Source organism: Sinorhizobium garamanticum (assembly GCF_029892065.1).
Taxonomy (GTDB): Bacteria; Pseudomonadota; Alphaproteobacteria; order Rhizobiales; family Rhizobiaceae; genus Sinorhizobium; species Sinorhizobium garamanticum.
Genome location: NZ_CP120373.1, coordinates 140,592 through 165,906, shown reverse-complemented (window position 1 = coordinate 165,906; position 25,315 = coordinate 140,592). Strand labels below are relative to the sequence as shown.

The 25,315-nt window shown below is 61.6% G+C and carries 28 protein-coding genes and 1 pseudogene; 10 read left to right on the top strand and 19 right to left on the bottom strand.

What is annotated here, in order from left to right; all coding sequences use genetic code 11:
- The first annotated feature begins 88 nt into the window (after window positions 1-88).
- The gene (locus PZN02_RS00825; protein WP_280659755.1) at window positions 89-511 is read left to right on the top strand and encodes an organic hydroperoxide resistance protein; all 423 of its coding nucleotides are present in this window, start codon (window positions 89-91) and stop codon (window positions 509-511) included.
- 216 nt (window positions 512-727) lie between these two features.
- Here PZN02_RS00825 and PZN02_RS00820 read toward each other — a convergent pair whose 3' ends face one another.
- Both PZN02_RS00820 and PZN02_RS00815 read right to left on the bottom strand, forming a co-directional pair.
- Window positions 728-940 carry an alkylphosphonate utilization protein gene (locus tag PZN02_RS00820; RefSeq protein ID WP_280659753.1) on the bottom strand — a complete coding sequence of 71 codons (213 nt, stop codon included), beginning with the start codon at window positions 938-940 and terminating at the stop codon, window positions 728-730.
- 79 nt (window positions 941-1,019) lie between these two features.
- The gene (locus PZN02_RS00815) at window positions 1,020-2,579 is read right to left on the bottom strand and encodes a helicase HerA-like C-terminal domain-containing protein (protein ID WP_280659752.1); all 1,560 of its coding nucleotides are present in this window, start codon (window positions 2,577-2,579) and stop codon (window positions 1,020-1,022) included.
- Window positions 2,580-2,868: 289 nt separating this feature from the next.
- Between PZN02_RS00815 and PZN02_RS00810 the strand changes: the two genes are divergently transcribed.
- Window positions 2,869-3,261 carry a hypothetical protein gene (locus tag PZN02_RS00810; protein WP_280659751.1) on the top strand — a complete coding sequence of 131 codons (393 nt, stop codon included), beginning with the start codon at window positions 2,869-2,871 and terminating at the stop codon, window positions 3,259-3,261.
- Window positions 3,262-3,379: 118 nt separating this feature from the next.
- On the opposite strand, the gene PZN02_RS00805 is transcribed toward PZN02_RS00810, so the two are convergent.
- On the bottom strand, window positions 3,380-4,213 hold the full coding sequence (locus tag PZN02_RS00805; protein ID WP_280659750.1) for an aldo/keto reductase: 834 nt from the start codon (window positions 4,211-4,213) through the stop codon (window positions 3,380-3,382).
- An 81-nt stretch (window positions 4,214-4,294) separates the two neighbouring features.
- Window positions 4,295-5,476, bottom strand: coding sequence for an MFS transporter (locus PZN02_RS00800; protein ID WP_280659749.1), 1,182 nt, complete (start codon window positions 5,474-5,476; stop codon window positions 4,295-4,297).
- A 155-nt stretch (window positions 5,477-5,631) separates the two neighbouring features.
- On the opposite strand from PZN02_RS00800, the gene PZN02_RS00795 reads away from it, so the two are divergent.
- Window positions 5,632-6,525, top strand: a complete 894-nt coding sequence (locus tag PZN02_RS00795) for a LysR family transcriptional regulator (RefSeq protein ID WP_280659748.1) — start codon at window positions 5,632-5,634, stop codon at window positions 6,523-6,525.
- A gap of 112 nt (window positions 6,526-6,637) precedes the next feature.
- Here PZN02_RS00795 and PZN02_RS00790 read toward each other — a convergent pair whose 3' ends face one another.
- The 3 genes from PZN02_RS00790 to PZN02_RS00780 form a co-directional block, all read right to left on the bottom strand.
- A complete protein-coding gene (locus PZN02_RS00790; RefSeq protein WP_280659747.1) occupies window positions 6,638-7,300 on the bottom strand; it encodes a haloacid dehalogenase type II in 663 nt (220 codons plus the stop codon).
- Between the two features lie 173 nt (window positions 7,301-7,473).
- The gene (locus PZN02_RS00785) at window positions 7,474-8,025 is read right to left on the bottom strand and encodes a phosphatase (protein WP_280659746.1); all 552 of its coding nucleotides are present in this window, start codon (window positions 8,023-8,025) and stop codon (window positions 7,474-7,476) included.
- Between the two features lie 72 nt (window positions 8,026-8,097).
- Window positions 8,098-9,138, bottom strand: coding sequence for a zinc-dependent alcohol dehydrogenase family protein (locus PZN02_RS00780; RefSeq protein ID WP_280659745.1), 1,041 nt, complete (start codon window positions 9,136-9,138; stop codon window positions 8,098-8,100).
- A 180-nt stretch (window positions 9,139-9,318) separates the two neighbouring features.
- Between PZN02_RS00780 and PZN02_RS00775 the strand changes: the two genes are divergently transcribed.
- Window positions 9,319-10,200: a branched-chain amino acid aminotransferase gene (locus PZN02_RS00775; protein WP_280659744.1), complete on the top strand. Its 882-nt coding sequence runs from the start codon at window positions 9,319-9,321 to the stop codon at window positions 10,198-10,200.
- A 62-nt stretch (window positions 10,201-10,262) separates the two neighbouring features.
- On the opposite strand, the gene PZN02_RS00770 is transcribed toward PZN02_RS00775, so the two are convergent.
- The 3 genes from PZN02_RS00770 to PZN02_RS00760 all read right to left on the bottom strand — a co-directional run bounded on the left by PZN02_RS00770 (window position 10,263) and on the right by PZN02_RS00760 (window position 11,380).
- The gene (locus PZN02_RS00770; protein ID WP_280659743.1) at window positions 10,263-10,454 is read right to left on the bottom strand and encodes a YdeI/OmpD-associated family protein; all 192 of its coding nucleotides are present in this window, start codon (window positions 10,452-10,454) and stop codon (window positions 10,263-10,265) included.
- Window positions 10,455-10,524: 70 nt separating this feature from the next.
- A complete protein-coding gene (locus PZN02_RS00765) occupies window positions 10,525-10,935 on the bottom strand; it encodes a VOC family protein (RefSeq protein ID WP_280659742.1) in 411 nt (136 codons plus the stop codon).
- 118 nt (window positions 10,936-11,053) lie between these two features.
- The gene (locus PZN02_RS00760; protein WP_280659741.1) at window positions 11,054-11,380 is read right to left on the bottom strand and encodes a hypothetical protein; all 327 of its coding nucleotides are present in this window, start codon (window positions 11,378-11,380) and stop codon (window positions 11,054-11,056) included.
- Between the two features lie 219 nt (window positions 11,381-11,599).
- On the opposite strand from PZN02_RS00760, the gene PZN02_RS00755 reads away from it, so the two are divergent.
- Entirely contained in the window at window positions 11,600-12,202 is a 603-nt protein-coding gene (locus tag PZN02_RS00755; protein WP_180940478.1) for a superoxide dismutase, read from the top strand.
- Window positions 12,203-12,319: 117 nt separating this feature from the next.
- Here PZN02_RS00755 and PZN02_RS00750 read toward each other — a convergent pair whose 3' ends face one another.
- On the bottom strand, window positions 12,320-13,033 hold the full coding sequence (locus PZN02_RS00750) for a helix-turn-helix transcriptional regulator (protein ID WP_280659740.1): 714 nt from the start codon (window positions 13,031-13,033) through the stop codon (window positions 12,320-12,322).
- A gap of 131 nt (window positions 13,034-13,164) precedes the next feature.
- Here PZN02_RS00750 and PZN02_RS00745 point away from each other — a divergent pair, with 131 nt between their 5' ends.
- From PZN02_RS00745 to PZN02_RS00735, 3 genes are all read left to right on the top strand, one after another.
- Window positions 13,165-13,803: a LysE family translocator gene (locus PZN02_RS00745; protein WP_280659739.1), complete on the top strand. Its 639-nt coding sequence runs from the start codon at window positions 13,165-13,167 to the stop codon at window positions 13,801-13,803.
- Between the two features lie 223 nt (window positions 13,804-14,026).
- On the top strand, window positions 14,027-14,473 hold the full coding sequence (locus tag PZN02_RS00740; protein WP_280661570.1) for a c-type cytochrome: 447 nt from the start codon (window positions 14,027-14,029) through the stop codon (window positions 14,471-14,473).
- An 85-nt stretch (window positions 14,474-14,558) separates the two neighbouring features.
- A complete protein-coding gene (locus PZN02_RS00735) occupies window positions 14,559-15,473 on the top strand; it encodes a c-type cytochrome (protein ID WP_280659738.1) in 915 nt (304 codons plus the stop codon).
- 22 nt (window positions 15,474-15,495) lie between these two features.
- Here the strand turns inward: PZN02_RS00735 and PZN02_RS00730 are convergent, their stop codons facing one another.
- The 3 genes from PZN02_RS00730 to PZN02_RS00720 all read right to left on the bottom strand — a co-directional run bounded on the left by PZN02_RS00730 (window position 15,496) and on the right by PZN02_RS00720 (window position 17,213).
- The gene (locus PZN02_RS00730) at window positions 15,496-16,077 is read right to left on the bottom strand and encodes a DJ-1/PfpI family protein (RefSeq protein ID WP_280659737.1); all 582 of its coding nucleotides are present in this window, start codon (window positions 16,075-16,077) and stop codon (window positions 15,496-15,498) included.
- Window positions 16,078-16,089: 12 nt separating this feature from the next.
- On the bottom strand, window positions 16,090-16,593 hold the full coding sequence (locus tag PZN02_RS00725) for a GNAT family N-acetyltransferase (RefSeq protein ID WP_280659736.1): 504 nt from the start codon (window positions 16,591-16,593) through the stop codon (window positions 16,090-16,092).
- 206 nt (window positions 16,594-16,799) lie between these two features.
- Window positions 16,800-17,213 carry a MerR family transcriptional regulator gene (locus PZN02_RS00720; protein ID WP_280659735.1) on the bottom strand — a complete coding sequence of 138 codons (414 nt, stop codon included), beginning with the start codon at window positions 17,211-17,213 and terminating at the stop codon, window positions 16,800-16,802.
- A 300-nt stretch (window positions 17,214-17,513) separates the two neighbouring features.
- Here PZN02_RS00720 and bla point away from each other — a divergent pair, with 300 nt between their 5' ends.
- Window positions 17,514-18,404, top strand: coding sequence for a class A beta-lactamase (gene bla, locus PZN02_RS00715; RefSeq protein ID WP_280659734.1), 891 nt, complete (start codon window positions 17,514-17,516; stop codon window positions 18,402-18,404).
- A gap of 14 nt (window positions 18,405-18,418) precedes the next feature.
- Here bla and PZN02_RS00710 read toward each other — a convergent pair whose 3' ends face one another.
- The 3 genes from PZN02_RS00710 to PZN02_RS00700 form a co-directional block, all read right to left on the bottom strand.
- Window positions 18,419-18,880, bottom strand: coding sequence for a hypothetical protein (locus tag PZN02_RS00710; protein ID WP_280659733.1), 462 nt, complete (start codon window positions 18,878-18,880; stop codon window positions 18,419-18,421).
- A 226-nt stretch (window positions 18,881-19,106) separates the two neighbouring features.
- The gene (locus tag PZN02_RS00705; RefSeq protein WP_280661569.1) at window positions 19,107-20,612 is read right to left on the bottom strand and encodes a protein adenylyltransferase SelO; all 1,506 of its coding nucleotides are present in this window, start codon (window positions 20,610-20,612) and stop codon (window positions 19,107-19,109) included.
- 151 nt (window positions 20,613-20,763) lie between these two features.
- Entirely contained in the window at window positions 20,764-21,720 is a 957-nt protein-coding gene (locus tag PZN02_RS00700) for a homocysteine S-methyltransferase family protein (protein ID WP_280659732.1), read from the bottom strand.
- 231 nt (window positions 21,721-21,951) lie between these two features.
- Between PZN02_RS00700 and PZN02_RS00695 the strand changes: the two are divergent.
- Window positions 21,952-22,573, top strand: a pseudogene (locus PZN02_RS00695) (TetR/AcrR family transcriptional regulator).
- Between the two features lie 6 nt (window positions 22,574-22,579).
- Here the strand turns inward: PZN02_RS00695 and PZN02_RS00690 are convergent.
- Entirely contained in the window at window positions 22,580-23,107 is a 528-nt protein-coding gene (locus tag PZN02_RS00690) for a DUF1697 domain-containing protein (protein WP_280659731.1), read from the bottom strand.
- Window positions 23,108-23,125: 18 nt separating this feature from the next.
- The gene (locus tag PZN02_RS00685; RefSeq protein WP_280659730.1) at window positions 23,126-25,234 is read right to left on the bottom strand and encodes a S9 family peptidase; all 2,109 of its coding nucleotides are present in this window, start codon (window positions 25,232-25,234) and stop codon (window positions 23,126-23,128) included.
- Between the last annotated feature and the right edge of the window lie 81 nt (window positions 25,235-25,315).

Here is a 25,315-nt window from a genome sequence, read left to right as displayed (position 1 = left end):
GAAATGCAATTTGCAAAATTAATTTGCGTGCAATTTAATTTTGCGGTATGAAATGACCATCGACAACGACCATCCGAAGGAGACTGCCATGCCTATCCTCTATCGCACCACCGCCTCCGCAACCGGCGGCCGCGCCGGTCAGGCCAAGAGCGCCGACGGCATCCTCGACATCAGCCTCACTGTTCCGAAAGAGCTTGGCGGCGACGGCGCCCGCGGCACCAACCCGGAGCAGCTCTTCGCTGCCGGCTATTCCGCCTGCTTCCTCGGCGCGTTGAAATTCGTTGCCGGCAAGGAAAAGGTAAAACTTCCGGAAGACACGAAAGTGACAGGCACGGTCGGAATTGGTCCGCGCGAAGACGGCACGGGCTTCTACATCGATGCGGCGCTTGAAATCTCTTCGCCCGGCGTGGACAAGGCCGTCCTTGAGGACCTGGTCCAGAAGGCGCATATCGTGTGCCCCTACAGCCACGCGACCAGGGGCAATGTCGACGTGAAGCTGACGGTGGCATAAGGCAAACGTGACTGTCTACTGCATGATTCCTTAAATCGGAATCGATTTAAGGACAAAATCATGCAGCAATTCAAAGTGTTACAGCGACCTTTGCGCGTCCGATTGGACGCGCGGCGCTGTAAATGCACTGAAGCCCGGGGCATTCACCCGGGCTTCGAATATTGACAGCAGGGTCCGTGCAAACGATGCGCTCGGCGGCTTGTTCGCCCCGCCGCCTCAGGCTTTCTTGAGGAACTCGGCGCGCAGCACCAGCCCCTTGATTTTTTCGACCCGGCATTCGACCTCGTCCGGATCGCCGGTCAGGCGAATGCCCTTCACCAGCGTGCCGCGTTTCAGCGTGGTGGAGGTTCCTTTCACCTTCAGATCCTTGATCAGCGTGACGCTGTCGCCATCCTTGAGGACGGCGCCGGTCGAATCCTTGACTTCCATGGTCAATCCCTTCTGGGTAATGCAATCTGGTGCAACGCGCAGGAGCGCGCGCAGGCCACTCGCCTCGTTCGCGGCGGTACTATCGTTTCAGGCTGCCGAGGATGCCGCGCACCAGGGCGCGGCCGACCTGCGTTGCGACCGTGCGGGCAACGGACTTCATTGCCGCCTCGACGATGGTTTCGCGCTGATAGCCGGAGGAGCGCGGCCGTGCCTGCTTGCCGGAGGACGCCGCCGGTTCATCATCGCCGAAGCCGGGCAGGGTCCAGCGACTGCCGGACGTCTCTTCCGCGGGCTGTTCTTCCGCCTGTCTTGCGGCCTCGGCCTGTTCGGCAGCCTTCGCGGCGCGCTTGGCAAGCAGCTCGTAAGCCGATTCCCGATCGAAATCCTCGTCATAGAGCCCGCGCACCGGACTGACATCGATGACCTTTTGCCGTTCGGCCTCGGTCAGCGGACCGAGGCGGGATGCCGGCGGGCGGATCAAAGTCCTTTCGACTATGGACGGCGAGCCCTTGCCCTCGAGCGTCGAAACGAGCGCTTCGCCGGTGCCGAGATTGGTGATCACCTCGGCGCAGTTGAAGGCCGGGTTCGGACGGAACGTGTCTGCCGCGGTTTTCACCGCCTTCTGTTCGCGCGGCGAATAGGCGCGCAGCGCATGCTGCACACGGTTGCCGAGCTGCGCCAGCACCGTCTCCGGCACGTCGAGCGGGTTCTGAGTCACGAAATAGACGCCGACGCCTTTGGACCGGATCAGGCGCACCACCTGTTCGACGCGTTCGACCAGAACCTTCGGCGCGTCGTTGAAAAGCAGATGCGCTTCGTCGAAGAAGAACACCAGCTTCGGCTTGTGAGGATCGCCAACTTCCGGCAGCTCCTCGAAAAGCTCCGAAAGAAGCCAAAGCAGGAAGGTCGCATAGAGCCTGGGATTCATCATAAGCTTGTCGGCGGCAAGCACCGAGATCGCGCCGCGCCCGTCATTGGTCGTGCGCATGATGTCGGTGATCTTCAGCGCCGGCTCGCCGAAGAAGTGCTCCGCACCCTGCTGCTCGAGGATGAGCAGCTCGCGCTGTATCGAACCGACCGAAGACTTGGAAATGAAGCCGAACTGGTTGGAAAGCTCGCTTGCATGCTCGCCCATGTAGTTGAGCAGGGCCTGGAGATCCTTGAGATCAAGAAGCGGCAGGCCCCCTTCATCGGCGATCTTGAAGGCGATGTTCAGCACGCCTTCCTGTGCGTCGCTGGCGTTCATCAAGCGCGACAGGAGCAGCGGTCCCATCTCGGAGATGGTCGTGCGTACCCTGTGACCTTTTTCGCCGTAGAGGTCCCAGAAGATCACCGGAAATTCCTGGAAGTCGTAGGGCGCAAGTCCAATCTGTTCCGCGCGCTTGACAAGAAAATCCTTCGGTTCGCCGATCGCGCCGATGCCGGAAAGATCACCTTTCACGTCGGCGCAGAAGACCGGAACGCCGGCATTGGAGAATCCTTCCGCAAGGATCTGCAGCGTCACGGTCTTGCCGGTGCCGGTTGCACCGGTGATCAATCCGTGGCGGTTGCCGAATTTCAGCTCCAGATATTCGCCCTTGTTGATCGAATCGTCCGGCTTGCGGCTGGTTCCGATATAGAGCTTGCCTTCTTGCAGCATGTGGATTTGATCTCCGTTTTGCCAATGAAAGCGGGCGTTTCGTTGCACGGCGCCGTCACTGAAATATCGTGCGTTTCTGTTATAGGCGGTGCAACTAGGCGCGGCAACATGTTGCTGGTCGAGTGCGTTGCCAAGGGCGACGGTCCGTGAAACGATGCGCTTCAGTATGTGCCTCCGGTGGTTTCGGCGGTGCCCATGACTGCATTATGAGTCGTTCGCCGCCGCTTGTTATTTCAGGGGCGATCATTTACCTTGACGTCAACGTCAAAATTAAAACGAGGAGATTTCCATGAGTGAGCTGGTCACCCGCGTGGCGGAAAATGTCGGCATCGAACCGGCAACGGCCGAGAAGGCGGTCGGCATGATTCTCGGCTTTCTGCAGCGCGAGGCGGCGGAGGGTCCGGTTGCCAAGATGATCGAAGCCATTCCAGGTGCCCCGGAACTGGTCGCCCAGTACAATGGCGAAGGCAGCAATGGTGGCGGTCTGCTGGGCGGTCTCATGTCGGCGATCGGCGGCGGTGGCGTCATGGCGCTCGGCCAGCAGTTGATGAGCCAGGGCCTCGGCATGGGCGAGATCACCTCACTCGCCAAGGAAACGATCGCTTTCGCCAAGGAAAAGGCCGGCGACGAGGTCGTCGATGAAGTCGTCGCCTCCGTTCCGGGTCTCAGCCAGTTCGTCTGATCGATTCGGTCCCCACGCAGCAGCACCCGCCGGAATGATCCGACGGGTGCTTTTTATTGTCTTGATCGTAAGCGTCACCGATGCTGTCGCCACTGTTTCAATGAAACAATGAAATGACCTAGGCCGCTTTGTCCCATTCCGGGGCCAGACCCGCGGGGCTGACAATCCGGCCGTCCGGACGCGCAAGCTTGCGGATCTCCGCCATTTCCTCAGGCGTCAGTGCGAAATCAAAGATTGCGAAATTCTCCTTGAGCCGGGTCTCCGTCGCCGTCTTCGACAGCGCGACCACATCCTTCTGCTGTACAAGCCAGCGCAAGGCTACCTGTGCCGCCGTCTTGCCGTGGCGCGCGCCGATGTCCTTGAGCAGCGGATCGGAGGGTATCTTGCCGTTAGCCATGGCATAGTAGGCTGTCAGCGACATGCCGAGCCGGCGCGCAGCTTGCAGAACCTTCATCTGGTCGAGATAGGGGTGATATTCGACCTGATTCGTGGCGATCGGCACGCCGCTCAACAGGACTGCTTCCTCCATCTGGGCGATGTTGAAGTTGCTGACGCCGATATGGCGTACCTTGCCGGCCTTCTGCACTTCGTTCAGCGCGCCGATGCGCTCGGCCATCGGCACGTCGCTGCCCGGCCAATGGAGGAGGAGAAGATCCACGTAGTCCGTCTTCAGCTTTTTGAGGCTCTCGTCCACGGAGGCGAGGAAGGCGTCATGGTGATAATTGTCGACCCACACCTTCGTCGTCAGAAAAATATCCGCGCGCCGAACGCCTGACTGGCGGATGGCTTCGCCGACTTCCGCCTCGTTGCCGTAGATCTGAGCCGTGTCGACGTGGTGAAAGCCGAGCTTGAGCGCTTCCGGCAGGATGCGAAGAACATCGGCGCCGGGCATGCGGAAGGTACCGAAGCCGAGGGCGGGAATATTGGCGCCGTTGGAATTGACTGCGTGCATGGAAAAGCTCCTAAGTTTGGAGAGGCCCGGCAGGTGCCGGGCGAATTCGACATTCTATACTTGTGGTGGCGGGGCGAAGGTTCAAGCCGGCTGTTCGACGAGAACCGCGCGCCGGTCGAGCGCGCCGCTCCACAATGTCAGTACCAGGGCGACGGCAACCAACATCGCGCCGACGAAGGGTGTCGAACCGAGACCCAGTGGCGAGGAGACCACAAGGCCGCCGAGCCAGGCGCCGACCGCAATGCCGAGATTGAAGGCAGCAATGTTGAGCGCCGAGGCGACGTCGACGGCGCCGGGGCGGTACTGCTTGGCAAGCTGGACGACATAAAGCTGCAGGCCGGGCACGTTGGCGAAGGAGAGGAAGCCGAGCGCCGCCAGCGTGACCAGCGTCAGCACCGGAGAGGGGGCCGTAAAGGTGAAGAGCACGAGCACGGCTGCCTGGGCGAGAAAGAGGCCGATCAGCGCCTTTACCGGATCGCGGTTGGCAATCTTTCCCCCGATAACATTACCGATCGCGATGGCGATGCCATAAAGCACCAGGATGAGGCTGACGCTGCCTTCCGAGAACCCGGTGATTTCCTGCAGGATCGGCGCGAGGAACGTGAAGGCGACGAAGGTGCCGCCATAGCCGAGCGCCGTCATGGCAAAGACGATCAGCAGACGGCCGGATCCAAGCACGCGAACCTGATCGATGAGACGTGTCGCGGCGGCCTTGCTCAGCGTATTCGGCAGCAAGGCTGCGATGCCGATAAAGGCGATGGCGCCGAGCGCGGTGACCGCCCAGAAAGTGGCCCGCCAACCGAAGGTCTGCCCGATATAGGTGCCGAGCGGCACGCCGGTAACGATTGCGACCGTCAGTCCCATGAACATCATTGCGATCGCCGAGGCGCGGCGATCTTCGGGTACGAGATCGGCGGCAATCGTCGAGCCGACGGAGAAAAAGACGCCGTGGGCGAACGCCGACAGGACCCGTGCGACGAGCAGCAATTCGTAGCTCGGTGAAAGTGCCGCGGCGGCATTGCCGATGATGAAGAGGGCCATCAGGCCGAGGAGCAGTGGCTTGCGCTCGATCCGACCGGTGAGCGCGGTCAGCACCGGCGCGCCGAAAGTGACGCCGAGGGCATAAACACTGACGATGAGGCCGGCGAGCGGCAGGGAGATGTGAAGATCGGAGGCGACGGTAGGCAGGAGGCCGACGATCACGAATTCCGTTGTTCCGATCGCATAGGCCGCGATCGTCAAGGCAAAGAGAGCGATGGGCATAGAAATACTTTCCCCGCCCGCATGCAATACGGGCTGAGCTTTGCGGCCGTGCCGCGGTTGAGTGATTGGTAACCGGGAATATGGATCGATCGGGCTTGCGCGATAGTCCGGAGGAATGGATAAAGGCCTGTGAACTGAATTCAAAGGTGAAGAAAATGGACAACCGCGCGGGCGAAATGGAAGTGTTTGTTGCCGCAGCTGAACTGCGCAGCTTTTCCGCCGCTAGCCGGCGGCTGAAGCTGTCGCCCTCCGCCGTCAGCAAGCTTGTCTCGCGTATCGAGGACAGGCTCGGGACACGGCTCGTCATGCGCTCCACCCGCATGCTGCAGCTGACGCCGGAGGGAGAAATCTACCTTCAGCGCGCGCAACGCATCCTGGCGGCGATCGCCGAGACGGAACAGGTGGTTGCCGGCGGCGGTCGGGCGATGCCGCGTGGTCCACTACGGGTCAACGCATCCGTTGGCTTCGGCGAGCGCTATATCCTGCCGCTGGCCGCCGAATTCCTTGCGCGATATCCGGACGTGCAGCTGGATCTCTCCCTGACCGACGGCATCATCGACCTGATCGAGGAACGGACAGACATCGCCATTCGGTCCGGTCCGATGCGCGATTCCACGCTCAAGGCACGCAAGCTGTTGGAGAGCCGGCAGGTGATTATCGCCGCACCGGCCTATCTCGAGGCCCATGGCGTGCCGCGGACGCCGGAAGACCTCGCCCACCACAATTGCTTCACCTTCAATTTCCGCCGCAGTCTCGACGGCTGGCCTTTCCGCGACCCGGGCTCGTCCAACGTCTATGTGCGCCCGGTCACCGGCAACATGCAGGCAAACAGCGGTGCGATTGTTCGCAATCTCTGCCTTGCCGGCCTCGGCCTCGGCCGTGTCGGAGCGTTTCATGTGCAGCCGGATATCGACGCGGGCCGATTGGTACCGGTGCTGGAGGATTACAATCCGGAAGACATAGAGCGGGTGCACGCCGTCTATGCCGGGCATGAGCACCTTGCCGCCCGCATCCGCGCTTTCATCGATTTCCTGGTCGAGAAAATCTAACAAGGCTCTCCCCCCTCATTCCTGTGCAAGTACAGGAATGAGGGCGAAAAGAGCATTCGCCAAGCCCAACTACGTGTACTGTGGAATGCGTTTGAATGCGCGCTCTACAGGCTCAGATGCCGAACTGCAGGCTTTCGATCGAGGGGAGAATGAGCGCCGGACCATAGTCCTTGTACTCGTCCGGCATGTCGTGGCGGTTGATCCAGACGGTGCGGAAGCCGAATTTGGTCGCTCCCGCAATGTCCCAGCGGTTCGAAGACTGGAACGAAACCGCGTGCGGATAAAGCCGGTATTGCGTCGTCACCAGATCGTAGACGGCGGGCGCCGCCTTGAACGCCTTGACAGCATCGACCGAGAACACGTCGTCGATCACGATGTCGAGCGCAGCGTTCTTTACCGCCGATGCGAGCATGGCCGGTGAGCCATTGGAAAGAATGGCGATGCGGGCGCCGCGCTCCTTCAAGCCCCTGAGAACGGCCGGAACTTCCGGGTAGCAGTCGAGCTCCCAATATGCATCGAGCAGCGACTTCTTGAGCTTCGGATCGGCCGAGGGGAAGCGCTGAAAGGCGTAGTCGAGCGATTGCTCGGTCAGTTGCCAGAAGTCGACATAGGCGCCCATCAGCGAGCGCACCCAGGAATATTCGAGCTGCTTGGCGCGCCAGAGTTCGGAAAAGGCCTGGCCGTCAGGGCCGATCGCTTCGGCATGGCGCCGCACCGCCGCATGCACATCGAAAAGCGTGCCATAGGCATCGAAGACATAGGCCGCCAGAGACATCGAACTCTCCCGTCATCACCGTTCAGCGGCGCATCACGCATCGTGCTCGCTGAAAATCGGTCCCGACTTCGGCCCCGGTGCGGTAGGCGCAACGCTTCGTCAGTTGTTTCCCGGGATCATGTCAAAACTTTGTGCGGCGCACAATGCCATCATGCGTGGCAATGCGAATTTAATCAGCCTTTCCAGACTTTTGCCGGAAAACGCAGCGCCTGTTTTGCAAGTCTTCCCTTGAGCCCCAGGGCGGCATCACAGAGCCCGACGACATGTCGGTTCGGCTTGGCTTCCGGGCGAAGCGTATGTAGGGTCGCGGCCGCCTCCTCAGGCGCCATGTAGCGCGCCAGAATGCCGAGCGTCAGCGCGGTCGATCTGCCGCTGCCCCTGAGACAGTGAACCAGCAGATGCGCATCCTCGGGTAGCGTGTCGATGAAGCCAAAGGTTGCCTCTATCGCCTCCGCCCGCGCGGCGTCAGGCGCGTCCGGGTCGGTCGTATCGCCAAAGTAAAGCTCCAGATGCCGCTCGGGCGGCAGTTCGATCATGGAGAGCAGGCGGCTTGCAGGCGCACGGATCGAGACGAGATGCGTTGGCGCCCAAAGGTGGCGGTTGTGGCGCGCCTCGGTCTGCGAACTGACGATCACGCGTATCGGCCAGCCGCTCGGATGCCGGGCATTGCTGCCGAGAACAGGCCGATAGAGCTCACTTCCGGTGGTTTGAGCCGCAAGCGCCATGACGGGACCCCTCGTTGATTCGTCTTGCTTGCGAAAACCATAACAGCGCGCGGCGACGATCGGAATCCCTGATCAGAACCGCGTAATCACGCTGATGCCGAGATCGGTGGCGCGGTCCATGGTCACCAGTGCCGGCACGGCTTCTTCGAGCGAGATCTCGCGGCCGATCAGTTGTTTTGGGTTCAGCTTGCCGGCGGTGATCATCGCCAGCATCGCGTCATAGCGCCAGGCCTGCATGCCGTGGCTGCCGTAAATCTCGAGTTCGTGGCCGATCACCTGTGCCATCGGGATCTCAGGTGTTGCATGTTCCGCCAGCATCAGACCCACCTGCACATGGCGCCCGCGCCGGCGCAGGTTCTTGATCGAATTGAAGCAGGTGACCGGCGAACCGAGAGCGTCGATCGAGACATGGGCGCCGCCCTTGGTGATTTCTCTTACGGCCTCGGCCACGTCTGCCGTTTCTTTGCCGTTGATCGCGGCGACCGCGCCAAGTTTGCGGGCAAAGGCGAGCTTTTCCTCGGAAATGTCGATCGCGATCGGGTTGGCGCCGAGCGCCGCGGCAATCATGATCGCCGAGAGGCCGACGCCGCCGCAGCCGTGCACGGCCACCCACTCACCGCCCTTGACGCGGGCCTGGTCGGCGACCGCCCGGAAGGATGTGGCAAAGCGGCAGCCGAGGCTTGCGGCGGTCGCGAAATCCATGCTCTCCGGCAGGTGCACGAGGTTCTGGTCGGCAAAGTCGATCGCCACATATTCGGCAAACGAGCCCCAATGGGTGAAGCCCGGCTGGAACTGTGCCTCGCAAACCTGTTGGTTGCCCGAGCGGCATTCCGCGCAACGGCCGCAGCCGGAAACGAATGGAACAGTCACGCGGTCCCCGACTTTGTAGCGCAGGACACCGCGTCCGGCGGCCGCAATGGTTCCGGCGAGCTCGTGGCCGGGCACATGCGGCAAACGAATGTCCGCGTCGTGTCCCATCCAGCCATGCCAGTCGCTGCGGCAAAGGCCGGTCGCCTCGACCTTGATGACGACGCCGTTTTCGGACGGTTTCGGATCCGGCAAAACCTTGATCTCCGGCACCTTTTCGAACGCGTCGTAATACATCGCTTTCATGACTGTCTTGCTCCTTGCTCGTCAGGCTATTTTGGCATGGCGGTTCGGCCGGTTCCACAATGGACGCCATGACATTTTTTTATGTACCCATTCACCCCGGTGCTGTTTTTTTCGGCTACTGCATGTTTCCTTAAATCGTATTCGATTTCCGAACGGACGATAAAACGAGAGGAGACGCCGATGGCCGTCGATACAACCCCCCGCTCAACCACCTGGACCTATGTCGACGGTGAATGGCTTTCCGGCAATCCTCCGCTGATCGGGCCGACCTCGCACGCGATGTGGCTCGGATCAACGGTTTTCGACGGCGCCCGCTGGTTCGACGGCATCGCACCGGACCTTGATCTGCATTGCCAGCGCGTCAATCGTTCGGCCGTGTCTTTGGGGCTGAAGCCCACGATGTCCGCGGAAGAGATCGAGGCGCTGACCTGGGAGGGCGTGAAGAAGTTCGACGGCAAGACGGCGATCTACATCAAGCCGATGTATTGGGGCGAGCACGGCTCCTGGAGCGTCGTGGCGGTCGACCCGGAATCGACGCGTTTCGCGCTCTGCCTGTTCGAGGCACCGATGGGCAACGCGCATGGCGGCTCATCGCTGACCTTGTCACCCTTCCGCCGGCCGACGATCGAGTGCATGCCGACGGATGCAAAGGCCGGTTGCCTCTATCCCAACAATGCCCGCATCCTCAACGAAGCGCGCTCGCGCGGCTTCGACAACGCGCTTGTGCGCGACATGCTCGGCAATATCGCTGAGACCGGATCATCCAACATCTTCATGGTGAAGGACGGTGTCGTCTTCACGCCGGCCGCCAACAAGACCTTCCTTGCCGGCATCACCCGATTCCGCGTCATGAGCCTCTTGCGCGAGGCCGGCTTCGAGGTGGTCGAGACCACGATGACGATGGCCGATTTCGAAGCGGCGGACGAGATCTTCACGACCGGAAACTATTCCAAGGTGCTGCCCGTGACCCGCCTCGATGACCGCGACCTCCAGGCCGGCCCGATCTCCGCCAAGGCGCGCGACCTTTACATGGACTGGGCGCATTCGAGCCGGGACGTTTGACGGCACGGACACGCGTTCATCGCAGGCCCACCAAGGCGAGTGCCCGACCCATGGCGCGACGACTATTTCTCGTCGCGCCCATCGCGATAGGGCATGCGCATATAGGCGTCTCCGGCCTGAAGTTCCGCAAGCATCTGGGCGATGCGCTTCTCACGGGTTTCGTCTCGCTTTGCGCGAGCGATCCAGCCGAGATAGTCGTTGCGCTGATAGGCGGGGCGCGCGGCATAGACCGCTTCGAGCCCGCTGTCGCGCACCGTGCGGCGAGTCTTCCGGCATCGGCTGGATCGCGCGCCTGAGACTTCCCATGCCTGTTCCCGTCACGCTTCAGTCCCCGAGCGGGCGGATGACGACATCGGCGGACGAGCGCGTCGTCGGCCCATGGTAGACCGCCTCGATGTTGTTGCCGTCGGGGTCGAGGAGAAAAGCGGCGAAATAGCCGGGATGATAGGGCCGCTCGCCGGGCTCGCCATTGTCTTTTCCGCCGTTCGCAAGGCCGGCCTCGTAGAAGCGACGAACCGCGTCCGGATCGATCGCCTGAAAGGCGATGTGAACATGGCTGCGATAGCTTTCGGCCTGGTCGATGTAGAGTTCGTCGAATGCAATCGCCTGCTCGGTCTCGAAAGTCGGCTGGTGGCCGAGCGAGGCGAGAATTGCGCGATAGAAACGCTTGCTGGCGGTGAGGTCTCTTGCGCGGAGATGCACATGGTCGAGTAACCGCCCCTGATGGAATTCCATAACGTCCTCCGCTTCGTGTGTTCTGTGCATGGACGCTGGAAGACATAGGACCCTAACGCGGGATGTCGATATGGCTGGCGGACGGCGGAAACGCGGGCTCACACTGGCGGCTTCTGAATTACGGCGTCGACACCGGTATCACCTGAGCGCCGATCTCGCCACCGAGTTCCACGGCCTTGGTCTGCTTGTCGTAGACGCAAATCTGCGTGACGCTCCCGTTGCCGCCTTTCGGCTTGCCGGAGATGAGCGCCAGTCCGTAGCTTTCGGTACCGAAAGGATCAACGATCGCACTGGCGTCCTCCAGCGATTCGGCAGCGGCGATGCACTTGGCCGATACGTCCGCCCGGAATTCCTCCCATGCGTCCCCTGACGAGGCATGTGCCGCACCTGCAGCAAGGCTTGCGGCCGCAGAGAGACTTAGGATTGAGATCGGGCGTATCGGCATCGTGGTTCCTTACATGTTTTGCTGGAATGCGCGGGCAGGTAGCATGCCGATCGTGACGAGAATTTGCCAAAGACAATGGTTCGTCAGAAACGCAGCGAAAGTATTTTGCGTGTGGCAGAGAAATTTTGGCACCGCATCGGTTGCCTCGGTCTATGCCGGTGCCTATGTTCCCGCTCACAGATTTCCTTGACGAAATCCATACCAAGAGGAGATGCCACAATGGCTTTCGAATTGCCGAACCTTCCCTATGACTACGATGCGCTCGCCCCCTATATGTCGCGCGAAACGCTCGAATATCATCACGACAAGCATCACCTCGCTTACGTGACGAACGGCAACAAGCTCGCCGAGGACGCCGGTCTTTCCGGTCTTTCGCTCGAGGAAGTCGTCAAGAAGTCCTATGGGACGAACCAGCCGCTGTTCAACAACGCCGGCCAACACTACAACCACATCCATTTCTGGAAGTGGATGAAGAAGGGCGGCGGCGGCACCAGCCTGCCGGGCAAGCTCGACGCGGCTATCAAGTCCGACCTCGGCGGCTACGACAAGTTCCGCGCGGATTTCATCGCCGCTGGCACCGGCCAGTTCGGCTCCGGCTGGGCCTGGCTCTCGGTCAAGAACGGCAAGCTTGAAATCTCGAAGACTCCGAACGGCGAAAACCCGCTGGTCCACGGCGCATCGCCGATCCTCGGCGTCGATGTCTGGGAACACTCCTACTACATCGACTACCGCAACGCCCGTCCGAAATACCTCGAGGCCTTCGTCGACAATCTCATCAACTGGGATTACGTGCTCGAAATGTACGAGGCTGCCACGAAGTAAGCGGCTGCTTTTTGACTCGACAGGCAATTCGGCCCGGCGCTTGCGCCGGGCCTTTTCATTTGTGCCAGGCGGATAAGGCGCATTTCTCTACGTCGAGACACACGGATTTCCTCCCGCCTACGCATCCTCCGCCTCAAGCGGCCGCGCGGCATTGGTCTTCCAGCCGCTGATCCACAACTGCCTGAGCCGGTTCCCCTCGCCACGGAAGAAGGCGCCGACTGGCTCGCAATGTTCCACCCGGTCGGCGCGGAAGTTGCGGATGTCCTGGCGCAGTTCGCACCAGGCGACCATCATCGCGTGTTCCGAATAATAGATGAGCGCCAGCGGGCGCACCGTGCGTTCGCTCGCCCGCCCGAGTTCGTCGCGATAGTCGAGCGCGAGCTTCTGCTCGTCGCGAATCGCCCGGCGGACCATGGCGAGATCGATGGCCGGCGGCGGCGCTGCAACAGTGCCCCAGGCGTGCAGGGCCTGAGACTGGAACGCCTGACGCAGCGGCCCGGGTACGGCGCCGGTGATTTTCTGGTTCACGCGCCGCGCGGCCGCCTTCAGTTCCTCGTCGCCTGTGCGTGCCAGCAGCGCCAACGCCAACACGATCGCCTCCGTCTCTTCGATCGTGAACATCAAGGGTGGCAGATCGAAGCCGGGTCTCAAGATATAGCCGAGACCGCGTTCGCCCTCGATCGGCACCCGCATTGCCTGCAGGGCGGCGATGTCACGGTAGATCGACCGCGGCGTCACCTCCAGCGTTTCGGCAATATCCGCGGCCGTTATCGGCTTCCTGGCAAGCCGCAGGATCTGGATGATTTCAAACAGGCGCGACGCCTTACGCACGGGAAAACTCCATCGCCTCAAAGGCTCCTGACAAATCCCTGTCAGTTGGGCAGCGATATAACACGTGTCAACGGATTGAAAAATCGACTATCCGGCCACGCATTCACATGGAAATCTCACGGACAACTGACATGAGTTACGCGGAAAACCTCTGGCTTTTCTTCACCCTTCTCTTCGGCATCATCATCGTGCCCGGCATGGACATGGTCTTCGTCCTGGCCAATTCACTGACCGGCGGGCGGGCGTCCGGTCTGTCGGCTACGGCCGGCATCATGGCCGGCGGCGTGCTGCACACGCTCTATGCCGCGCTCGGGGTCAGCGTCGTCCTGCATCTGGTGCCGCAGCTTTTCAACGTGCTGCTTGTCGCCGGTGCCCTCTATATCGCCTGGATCGGCTTCTCGTTGCTGCGCAGTGCGATCACCATTAGCGGTATCGAAAAGGCGGTGCGCCTGTCGCGCTGGGCGAGCTTTCGCCAGGGCGCACTCACAAGCCTGATGAATCCCAAGGCCTATCTTTTCATGCTGGCCGTCTACCCGCAGTTCCTCAAGCCGCAATTCGGTCCGATCTGGTCGCAGGCCGCGGTCATGGCGCTGATGATCGCGCTGACGCAGCTCGCGGTCTATGGCGGGCTCGCGCTTGCCGCCGGCCGCGGCCGTGATCTGCTTGTCGGCAGTCCGGGTGCAACAGTGGCAATCGGACGGGCGGCCGGCGTCGTGCTGGTCATAGTTGCGGTCTTGACCGTATGGCAGGGATGGGCCGGTGCCCGGTAGGACGCCGGCGGCAGATCGCTCCCAAGTATTAAAACATGGCTGTCGTGTTCACGCTGTTTTTCGGCACGCGAGAGACGGCGGTAATGCGGTTGTTGGAGCCAAATTATGCTGGAATGACAAGAACATCAAAAAAATGTTACTTCCGTCGAAAGACCAAAATGCCATCATGCCCGCGCCTCAACAGGAAGCCGCAGATGCGGGTTCGAATGACCGGGAGATCATGATGAAGATACGAGCTTTTATGCTTGCTGCCGCCCTTGCAGGCGTGGGTGTCACCGCCGTGACGGCGGCGGACGAGCCGCAGGCGGTGCGCCAGCAGCTGATGAAGAAGGTAGGCCAGGCTGCCGGTGCGTTGAACGGCATTGCCAAGGGTGAAAAGCCCTACGATGCGGAAATCGTCAAGGCATCGCTGACGACGATCACCGAGACGGTGAAGATCTTTCCGAATCATTTCCCGGCGGGCACGGAAACTGGCTTGGAAACCGAAGCTAGCCCGAAAATCTGGGAAAACATGGAAGACTTCAAGGCCAAAGCCGCCAAGCTTGGCACCGACGCGAGCACGCTGCTTGCCCAGCTTCCGGCGGACAAGGCCGGAGTTGGCGCTGCCCTGGGCATTCTCGGCAAGGACTGCTCCAGCTGTCACGAGACCTATCGTCTGAAAAAAGACTGAGAGGCGTTCCTTCATCCTGACCATTTGCGATGCGCCGGCCCTGCTGGCGCATCCTTCTTTGTCTTCCAGCATGAAGGGAGGCCCGATGGGCCGGCGAACAACGAAACTGCTGTCTGGTCTGGTCGTGCTGGCCCTTGCCGGAGCCGGTGGCTTTTGGTGGCTGACGAAACCTTCACCGTGGGCCCCAGCCCATTGGGAAGGGCTGGGCCAACCGGACCTCGCCAATGGCGAACAGGTTTTCTGGGCAGGCGGCTGCGTCAGCTGCCACGCTGCGCCGGGGGCAAAGGATGACGCGCGGCTCGTGCTTTCAGGCGGCCGGGCGCTGAAAAGCCCCTTCGGCACCTTCCATGTTCCGAACATCTCACCCGATGAAAGCGCCGGCATCGGCGACTGGACGCTCGCCGAGTTCGGCAACGCCATGACGCGCGGTGTCGGGCAAAATGGCGAGCATCTTTATCCCTCTTTTCCGTACGGCTCCTACGCGCGCATGACTGCCAAGGATATCAACGATCTCTGGGGATACCTGCAGACGCTGCCGAAGAGCGCCAACGTGGCGCCGCCACACGACTTGCCGTTTCCCTACAATATCCGCATGGCTCTCGGCGGCTGGAAGCTGTTGTTCCTCACCGACGAGCCGCGTGTCGAGGTGAACAGGGCGGATGCGAAGCTCGCGCGCGGGCAGTATTTGGTTGAAGGTCCCGGCCATTGCGGCGAGTGTCACACGCCGCGCAACGCGCTCGGCGGATTTGAGCCGGGCAGGTGGCTGGCCGGCGCGCCGAACCCCGAGGGCGAAGGGCGTATCCCCAACATTACGCCGGGCTCGAGAAGCGTCGGCAGTTGGAGCGCATCCGACATTGCCTCCTATCTGGAGACCGGTTTCACGCCGGATTTTGATTCAGTCGGCGGTTCGATGGTCGATGTACAGAAGAACCTGGCAAGGCTTTCGCCCTCTGACCGCGAGGCGATCGCCGCCTACCTGAAGGCGCTTCCGCCGCTTTGAGGGGTTCTCTGCTGATGTTGCACTATCGTGCAGCTTGGACGACTGCATGCTCCTTGCCGTAGAGCGAAAGATAGTCGTCAAGCGCTGCGGAACCGAGGCCGAGCGCGTGGAAAATCTCGGCCGTAAAGCTGACCGGGGCCGTGCCTGCAGCCGTTACCAGCCGGCCGCTGCGAAGGGCCTGCGGTTGGTCGCGGTAGTGCCGGTGACCGCGATAGCCGGCGACTGCCGAGAGACTTTCGGCCGAGTTGCCCGTGTGGTCCGCCTCATCGAGAATGCCGCTGGCGGCAAGCCCGAGCGTCGCCCCGCAAATCCCTGCGACGACGCGGCCTTTCGCATGGAAGGCATGGACCATCGCAGTGACATTGGGTGCCGCGGTGGTTTTCCAGATTGAGCCGCCGCAGAGCACAAGCGCGTCGAACTCCGTCGGCGCCAGGGTTTTCGTCGGCAGGTGAGGCGTGATGTGAAGGCCGCCCATCGACGTCACCACAGTGCCGCCGGGCGTGGCGATCAGCACGTCAAGCCCGAGCTCGGTGCGCGCCGTGGCCATCAGCAGCGCGCATTCCCAGTCGGCAAAACCTTCCGTCAGGACGATTGCGAGGCGCATGTGCCCTCCCGTTCAGCCAAGCTTCTGCATATAGCGCATGCCCGTGACAGGTCGAGGTATGAAGCGTTCGGATTCGTAGAAGCGATGCGCCTGGAAATTGCCGGTGGCAGCGCTGACGGAAAGATAGTCGCAGCCGGCCATGCGCGCCTGTTCGCGTGCCTTGGCAACGAGATGACGGCCGATGCCGGTGCCACGATGGCCTGGACGAACGAAGAGGTGATGCAGTTCCATGCCGCGCAGGCCTTCGGCCGCCCGGTAGGTCGGGACGAGAATGGCATAGCCAATCAACTGGTTGCCGGCCTCGGCGACGAGCGCCGTGATCCAGGGGGAGCGGCTGAAGAGATCTCGTTCAAGCCGTTCCGGCGTGATCGGTGCGGCGTCACCGTGATGCGCGGCGAGCTCGACGATCATCTCGTGCAACTCGGGAAGATCGCGCGGTTTGGCGCAACGGATCGTCACCATCGGTGGACGAGCCGATGGTACGGGATGAAGGGAAGGGGCGGCGGTCTGCAGCATTCTCGGCTCCTTTGGTTCTGCCGCCATCAGGTGCCGTGAAAAACAAAAGCCGCCTGATGGCGGCCTTGTTGAATATGATCAGCAGGCCGCTCCTATCGGAACAGCCAAAAATACACGCGGGAAATGGGTGCGTTCTTGATCATGCGCGTAGATTCGCCATTTCCGTGACTTTGTCAACGGGGATTCTCGCGCCTCTGGGGCGGGCCTCAGTGGTCGGTCCCGCACATCGAATGGTCGGCCAGTGCCCGGATAACGTAGCAGTCGCCAATCGTATGGTCGCCGTGGCAGGCGACGATGCGTTCCAGTTCACTTTCCAGCTTCCGCAGCCTGGTGATCTTTTCGCGCACCGCGACGAGGTGTTCGGCGGCGATGCGGTCCGCCTCGCCGCAAGGGCGCTCCGGATGTTCGCTGAGCGCCAATAGATCGCGGATCGCCCCGATCGAGAGCCCCAGGTCGCGTGCGTGACGGATGAAGGCCAGTCGTTCGAGTTCGCGCCTTTCATAACGCCGTTGATTGCCTTCCGAGCGTTCCGGCGCCTCGATCAGCCCCATCTGCTCGTAATAACGGATAGTCGGGATCTTGACGCCGGCGCGGCGGGAGAGGTCACCGATCGAATACATGCTGTCGCCTCAGATCTATAGTCGCTGGAGTATTCACATAGGGCGGCGGCATTCTCTCCTCAATAGACTAGGCCCGCAGCGCCGCGCGTCTCATCAGACGTGACTTTCCATCTCGCCCGCAAGCAGACGGCCGAACTCAGAAGGCGGTTCGCCGCGAGCACAAGGCCGCCATATTTGCCGCTTAGCGATTTGCGTCGCAATGATCGCTGGCCGCTGTCGCGTCGGCGAAAATAAATATTCACTATCAGTAATTTAGAGGTGGGCGTGGCAAAGGCCGCACGCCCCGGATGGAGGAAGAACGTGCCCCTTTTCATCAATCGCCGCACCATGCTCGTCGGCTCCGCTATGCTCTATCCGGCACTCGTTCTGCCCGGCACGGCGCGCGCCGTTTCGGGCTCAGATAACGACGTCTCGAAGCAGCTTGGCGAACTCGAAAAACGCACGGGTGGTCGCCTCGGCGTCGCCGTGCTCGACACGGAAACGAACATCTCCTTCGGCCAGCGGGAAACCGAGCGCTTTGCCATGTGCTCGACCTTCAAGGCGTTGGCCGCGGCCTGCGTGCTGGCCCGTGTGGACCGGGGGAAGGAAAAGCTCGACCGGCGCATTACGTTCGGGAAGGACGCTCTGGTTCCCTATTCGCCGGTGACCGAAAAACACGTGGAAGGTGACGGCATGACAGTCGCCGAGCTCTGTGAGGCGGCGGTGACGATCAGCGATAACGCCGCGGGCAATCTGTTGCTCGAAAGTTTCGGCGGGCCGGAAGGGTTGACGACCTGGCTGCGGTCGATCGACGATCAGACGACGCGGCTTGACCGCACCGAGCCCGAGCTTAACGAAGCGAGGCCAGGGGACCCACGTGACACGACGACGCCGACGGCCATGCTGGAAACGCTTGGCAATCTGACGCTCGGCCCGATTTTGTCGGAGAGCTCCCGGATGCAGTTCATCGACTGGATCGTCGCCAACAAGACCGGCGACGCGCGCCTTCGGGCCGGCATGCCGAAGGATTGGCGCATCGGCGACAAGACCGGGACGAGTACGACAGGCGCGGCGTCCGATATCGCCGTCGTTTGGCCGAAGGATCGCGGGCCGATCCTGGTCGCGGTCTACATCGCCGAGGCCAAGGCGCCGGTGAAGGAGCTGAATCCCGTCTTCGCCGAGGTCGGAAAGATTATTGCAGGTATGGTTTGATCACGCCGACGGCATCAGGCGTCGGCAGCGCTGTCTGCGATATCCGATGCCGTCGCGCTGGCCTGTTCCTTGATGCCGAGGCTTTCGGCGACGGCCTTGCGGATTTCTTCCTCGATTGCTGCCCGTTCCTCAGGCGGCATCGCTTCCAGGCTTTCCTCCGTCAACCCATGTGCTTCGAGATACTGTACCCGGATTTTTTCGGCAAACGACATCGTCGACCATTCAAGGAACTCGTCGGCAACGCTTGAGCCGAACGGCGACTTACCCTCGGTGATCGAGGAAGCGGCCGTTTCGTCCTCGGCGAATGACTGCCAGAGTGCGCGTGAAAGCGAGACGGAGGGCGAGGCCGGTGCAATGGTGGGCGGAGGACGACGCTGCGCTCGATCACCGCCTGCTTCGTCGAGCGAGGGAAGGCTGCTTGCGACGGAACGGCGCTGCGAAAGGTAGTAGTTGGAAAGGCTGCTTTCGATTTTCATGGGAATCCCTGGATGTAAGGTTCCGGGTGAGCCTGTCCATGGGCACTTGCGCGAGCCTTTCGATGCAACCAGCCGGCGAGTTCAGGGGAGAGTGTAGGCAATGATGTGGTCGCCATCTGACGGCTGCAGCGTGCCTTTCAATGGCCCGCACTCTGTGGGGTTGCAAAAATGCGGAGGCCGCAATGCGCCGCGAATGTCGCGACCGAGTGCGGCAGTGGGCTGCCGCTCAGGTGCCGCAGAAGGTCTGCAGCACTTCTTCGCCAGGCTCAGGCGGTGCAGCGTAAGCCGCATGCTCGGGTTGGTCTTCATAGGGTCTCGACGTGACGTCGAGAAGCGCTTCGAACAGCGAAAAATCCGCGTCGCGAGTCGCTGCCTCGATCGCCTGCTCCACGCGGTGGTTGCGCGGAATGAAAGCCGGGTTAACGGATCGCATCGCCGCGGCGCGCGCGCCGGCGTCGAGTGTTTCGCGAGCCAGGCGCCCGCGCCAATCGCGAAGCCACGGCGAAACTGCGTCCGACTCTTCGAAAAGCTCGACGAGAGCCGGGTCGGCGCCCGCGTTTTCCGCCGATTCCGCGAGGCGCCGGAAGACCAGGGTGAAATCCGCATTGCCCTTGTGCATCAGGGTAAGGAGCGATTGGATCAGATCGAGATCGCCATCTTCTTCGGTCGAAAGTCCGATCTTGCGGCGCAAGCCGTCGAGCCAATGGCTCTGGAAGATCGATCCGTATTCGGTGAGCGCATCGTTGGCGAGGTTGACCGCCGTATCGGCAACCGGGTCGAACAGCGGCACCAGTGTTTCGGCGAGACGCGCAAGGTTCCACTGGCCGATCGCCGGCTGGTTGGCATAGGCATAGCGACCGAACTGGTCGATCGAACTGAACACCTTCTTCGGATCATAGGCGTCCACGAAGGCGCAGGGGCCGAAATCGATCGTCTCGCCGGAGACTGCCATGTTGTCGGTGTTCATCACCCCGTGGATGAAGCCGATGTGAAGCCAGCGGGCGATCAATGCCGCCTGCCGTGCGGCGACCGCTTTGAACAGCGAAAAATATCGTTGTTCGCTGTCCTTCAACTCTGGGTAATGGCGTTCGATCACGTAGTCGGCCAGCGCCTTGACCGACTCCATGTCGCCACGGGCGGCAAAGAATTGAAACGTACCGACGCGGACATGGCTTGCGGCGACGCGCGTGAAGACCGCGCCGGGCAGGATCTGTTCGCGATAGACCGGCTGGCCGGTCACGGTGGCAGCGAGCGCGCGGGTCGTCGGCACGCCCAACGCATGCATCGCTTCGCTGACGATATATTCCCGCAGCACCGGTCCGAGCGCCGCCCGTCCGTCGCCGCGGCGGGAAAAGGGCGTCTGGCCGCATCCCTTGAGCTGGATGTCGCGCCTTTTTCCGTCGCGGTCGACCACCTCGCCAAGCAGGATCGCACGCCCATCGCCAAGTTGCGGGACGAAGGTACCGAACTGGTGTCCCGCATAGGCCATGGCAAGCGGCTCTGCGCCAGGCGGCACTTTATTACCCGAAAAAATCGCCGCGCCGTTGCGTTCGAGCGCTTCCGCATCGAGGCCAAGCTCTTCTGCGAGCTTTCGGTTGAACTTGATCAGCCAGGGCTCTGCAACCGGTGTCGGCTCGACACGAGCATAGAAGTTCGCGGGCAACCGCGCATAGCTGTTGTCGAACGGAAAGGGGGCCGTCTCAGAGGCCGGTTGCGGGGGCACGTAGTTCATCATTCTCTGTCCCGTTGCGCGCCGGGCAGTGCCGACGGGTCACTGCTATCGGGACAAGTCTACACGAGCGTCGATTGTTCCGCGAGGCCGAGACTTTATCCGCGTGCCCTCCGGTAGGTATCGCCGGAGGGCGAGAACGCGGTTGTCTGTGTCAGGCGCTCAGGGCCGTGCGAGGAAGGCAGGCTTCGCATATCGCCGCGATGTGACGGTGGTCGGTGCCGCAGCAGCCGCCGAGGACACGCAGTTGTGGCATGCGGCCGGTCAGGGACCGATGGCGCCGGGCGAGATCTGCCGGATCGCCCGCATCGAGCGTCTCGCTCTCGTCGAGTTCGGCGTGGCTCATCATCGAGGCATTGGCGCGAATGCCGCCGATCCGTTTGACCCAGGCCTCGCCCTGGTCGAGTGCGCCATCGAAATGGCTCGGATGCGCGCAGTTGATCATATAGTAATGCGGATAGCCGCCCGTCTCCGTATCCACCGTCTCGATCGCATCCTGCAGTGACTGGCCGGTCACCAGCCGGCCATCGGTCTCGACGGTGAAGGAGATGACGCAGGGCATGCCGTGCTTCCGGGCAGCGCGGGCAATGCCGATAGCCTCGTCGACATTAGTCAATGTAATGGCGGATACCATGTCGGCTTCGCTTGCGGCGAAGGTGGCAATCTGGACCGCATGGTAATCCTCCGCCTCGTCGGCGTTCATCTTCCCGGCTTTGTAGCCGTCACCGCGCGGGCCGATCACGCCATTGAGGACAATGGGCGCTTGCGGCCGCTCGTATTCGGTGCGCAATCCGGTCAGCAGATTGACCGCGTCGCGGTTGGCGGTTGCGAGCGCCTCCGCATCGTAGCCGAGCTTCTTGCCCCAATCGGCATTGGCTCGCCACGTGGCGGTGTCGAGAACGAAGCCGGTATCATGACGTCGGGCGACGTCGAGATAGTGCGTGTAATATTGCAGAAGCTTCCGGCGCCCCTCGGCCGACGACAAAAGCACGAAGGAAGCGAAATGCGGAAGCTCGAAGCCGTCGTGAAAGATCAGGGTTGTCTCCATGCCGCCATCGGTGAGGAATGTGCCTCCGTTCAGCAGCGGCAAGTTTTCTCGGTACTTGGCCATCTCTTGCTCCATCCTCTTCCCCCTGGTCTTCACGGATCTTCCGTGCCAGGGGATCGGATGAATTTCTGCCTTTTTATCATCTGCTAAACTAGAGGAGTTGCGGTATACTACTTGTGGGAGATCCCCATTTCGATGTGAAAACAGACACTTGCCGTTGAGATCGGGTGGCGGCGGAGGACGTGGGAGGCGTTATCCAAGCCGAAAACCGTACCGGCGGTACAGGAGCGGACCATGCGAAAGGGTGAGGAAACGCGGACGAGGCTCCTCGATGTCGCCGAAGCCGCCGTGCTGGCAAAGGGTTTTGGGGCAACCTCGATCGACGAACTGATCGCCGAAACCGGCATCACCAAGAGCGGTTTCTTCTATCATTTCCGCGACAAGAACGAGCTCGCCAAGGCACTCCTGGAACGCTACATCGAAAACGACGAACGGATCTACGACGAGATCTTCAGCCGTGCACACCCATCTCGCGGACGACCCGCTGCAGGCTTTCCTGCTCGGCCTGAAGCTGTTGTCGGAATTGCTCTCGGACCTGCCAAACGGCCATCCCGGCTGTCTGGTCGCGACCATGTGCACGCAGGAGCGTGCCTTCGACCGCGAGATCCAGGAGATCAACCGGCAGGCGGCGCTGATGTGGCGTCGGCGCTTCGGCGCCATGTTCCGCGATATCATGCGCCACTATCGCCCGCGCGAGGCGCTCGACGCCGACCAACTGGCAGATATGGTCTCGACCGTGCTGGAAGGCGGCATCGTGCTTTCAAAGGCGTTGAAGGAGCCGAAGAGCCTGCCCGACCAGCTGCTGGTCTTCCGCACCTTCGTGCGGCTGCTGTTCCAGCCTATCGCGCCCGCCTGATGGCGTTCAGGCTTCACGATCCTCGAGCTCAGCCGCGAGTTCGGCGAGTTTCCGGACGGTATTGAGATTGCGGGCGGTACCCGGTTTGAGGGCGGGCAATTTGAGCTTCGACTTTCCCGAACCGTTGGGGAAATGGACATAGATCTCCCGGCCGCTGATTTGCACTTGCTCGCCGTCCGGGGCGACGAGCTTGTCAAGCGCATCGGCAGGCGGCGGCTCAGGCAGGAACGTCACCAGCAGAAAATTCGGCTTGGCGTTCGCGAACGGCGCGTCGTCGACGATCTTTTGCAGTTCGTCGCGGCCGCGCAAGATGACGCCGGGCGCCTTGCCCATTCGTTCCGCCAGAGCATCTTCGAGCCCCTCCTGCACCTTGGCTTCGGAAAGGTTGGATCGAAAGAGCACATTGCCGCTCTGGATGTAGGTCTTCACATCGGTGAAGCCGAGGCTCTCGCAAATGGCCTTCAGCTCCGCCATCGGAAGCGTGCCGGTCCCCCCGACGTTGATCGCCCGCAGCAGTGCGACATAGACCGGCATGCTTTTTCCTCCCGGCCGCTACATCTTGCCCGCGACCTTGATGGCGAAGGCATATTCGAAGGCGATTTCCTCCAGCCGCTGGAAGCGTCCGGATGCGCCAGCATGGCCGGCATCCATGTTGGTCTTCATCAGGATCGGGGCGCTGCCAGTGGTCTTCTCCCGGAGTTTCGCTACCCACTTCGCCGGCTCCCAATAGGTCACGCGCGGATCGGTCAGGCCGCCGAGCGCCAGGATCGCCGGATAAGGCTTCGCCTCCACTTTGTCGTAGGGCGAGTAGCCGGCGATGATGTTGTAGAATTCGGCGCTCTCGATCGGATTGCCCCATTCCGGCCATTCCGGCGGAGTGAGCGGCAGCGTGTCGTCGAGCATGGTGTTCAAGACATCGACGAAGGGAACGGCGGCAATGATGCCCTTGAACTTCTCCGGCGCCATATTGGCGACCGCCCCCATAAGCATGCCGCCGGCCGAGCCGCCTTCGGCGATGATGTTCGCGTAGGACGTGAACTTCTCTTGATTCAAATAGTCGGCGGCAGCGATGAAGTCTTTGAAGGTGTTGGTCTTCTTCGCCATTTTTCCGTCTTCGTACCATTGGAAGCCCTTGTCCTTGCCGCCGCGGATATGGGCGATGGCATAGACGAAGCCGCGGTCGACGAGCGAGAGGCAGTTGGTGTTGAAGCCAGCCGGAATGGTGATGCCGTAGGCTCCGTAGCCATAGAGCAGGCAAGGGGCGGAACCGTCGAGCGGCGTATCCTTGCGGTAGAGCAGGGTGACCGGCACCTCGATGCCATCCCATGACGGCGCGAAGACACGGCGGGTCACATAGTCGTCGGGATTGTGGCCGGACGGCACTTCCTGGGTCTTCAAGAGCGTGCGCTGACGCGTTGCCATGTCGTAGTCGAAGAGTTGCGACGGCGTCGTCATCGACGAGTAAGAGAAGCGGATGACGTCGGTGTCGTATTCGGCAGCGCCCGAGAGCCCCAACGAGTAGGCTTCCTCGGCGAAGGCAATCGCGTGCTCCTCGCCGGTCTTGCGGTCACGGATGACGATTTCCGGCAATCCGTCGCGCCGCTGCAGCCAGACCAGATGGCGGGCATAGGCCATGTGATTGAGGATCAGCGTGCCTGGCTTGTGCGGCACGACCTCGCGCCAGTTTTGCTTCTGCGGCGCCTCCACAGGCGCTTCCATGATCTTGAAATCCTTGGCGCCGTCGGCATTGATCAGGATGTAGAAAACATCACCGCCTTCCGTCATCGAGTATTCGAGACCGGTTACGCGCTCCGCCACGAGCTGCGGCTCTGCCGTCAGGTCATTGGTCGTGAGCAGGCGGTACTCGCTGGTTTCGTGGTCATGGATATCGATGTAGATGAAGTCGTCGAGCAGCGACCCGCCGACCGACATGAAGAACCCCGGGTCCTTTTCCTCATAGACGAGCCGGTCGTCTTTCTGGGGCGTGCCGACGACGTGGTGGAAGATCTTCGACGGCCGATGGTTCTCGTCGAGCACGGTGTAGAAGAAGCTCTTGCCGTCCGGCGCCCATGCACCGCCGCCACCCGTATTCTCGATCACATCGGGCAGATCCTCGCCGGTCGAAAGATCGCGCACCTTCAGGGTGAAATATTCCGACCCCTTGTCATCGTAACCCCAAATGCCGCGGGAATGGTCGCTGCAATGGTCGATGCCGGCGAGGCGGAAATAGGCCTTGCCTTCGGCTTCCTTGTCGCCGTTGAGCAGCACGTGGCGGATCGCCTCATCCTTGTGGTTGCCGTCGCGCGGGATCCGGAAGTAGCGGGGCTGTTCGCCGCCTGTCACGTAAAAGGTGCCGTAAGCGAAGGCCCCATCCTTCATCGGAACGGAAGAATCGTCCTCCTTGATGCGGCCGCGCATCTCGGCAAAGAGGGTCTTCTGCAATTCCTTCGTGTCCGCCATCGCCGCGTTCATATACGCGTTTTCGGCTTCGAGATGCGTGCGGATCTCCGGATCGAGAATGGAGGGATCCTTGAACATCGCCTGCCAATTGTCCGCCCGGAGCCAGGCATAGTCGTCGGTCCGGGTAATACCGTGGCGTGTATCGGTGAGCGGCTTCTTCGGAGCGACGGGGGCGGTGGGCAGGTTCTTGAAAGCAGACAAGGTGCGTCTCCGGATTTGATGGGAGACCATGAGATAGAGAGCGCCATCGCAGCGATCAAGCAGAAAGCAGGCGAGGATTGT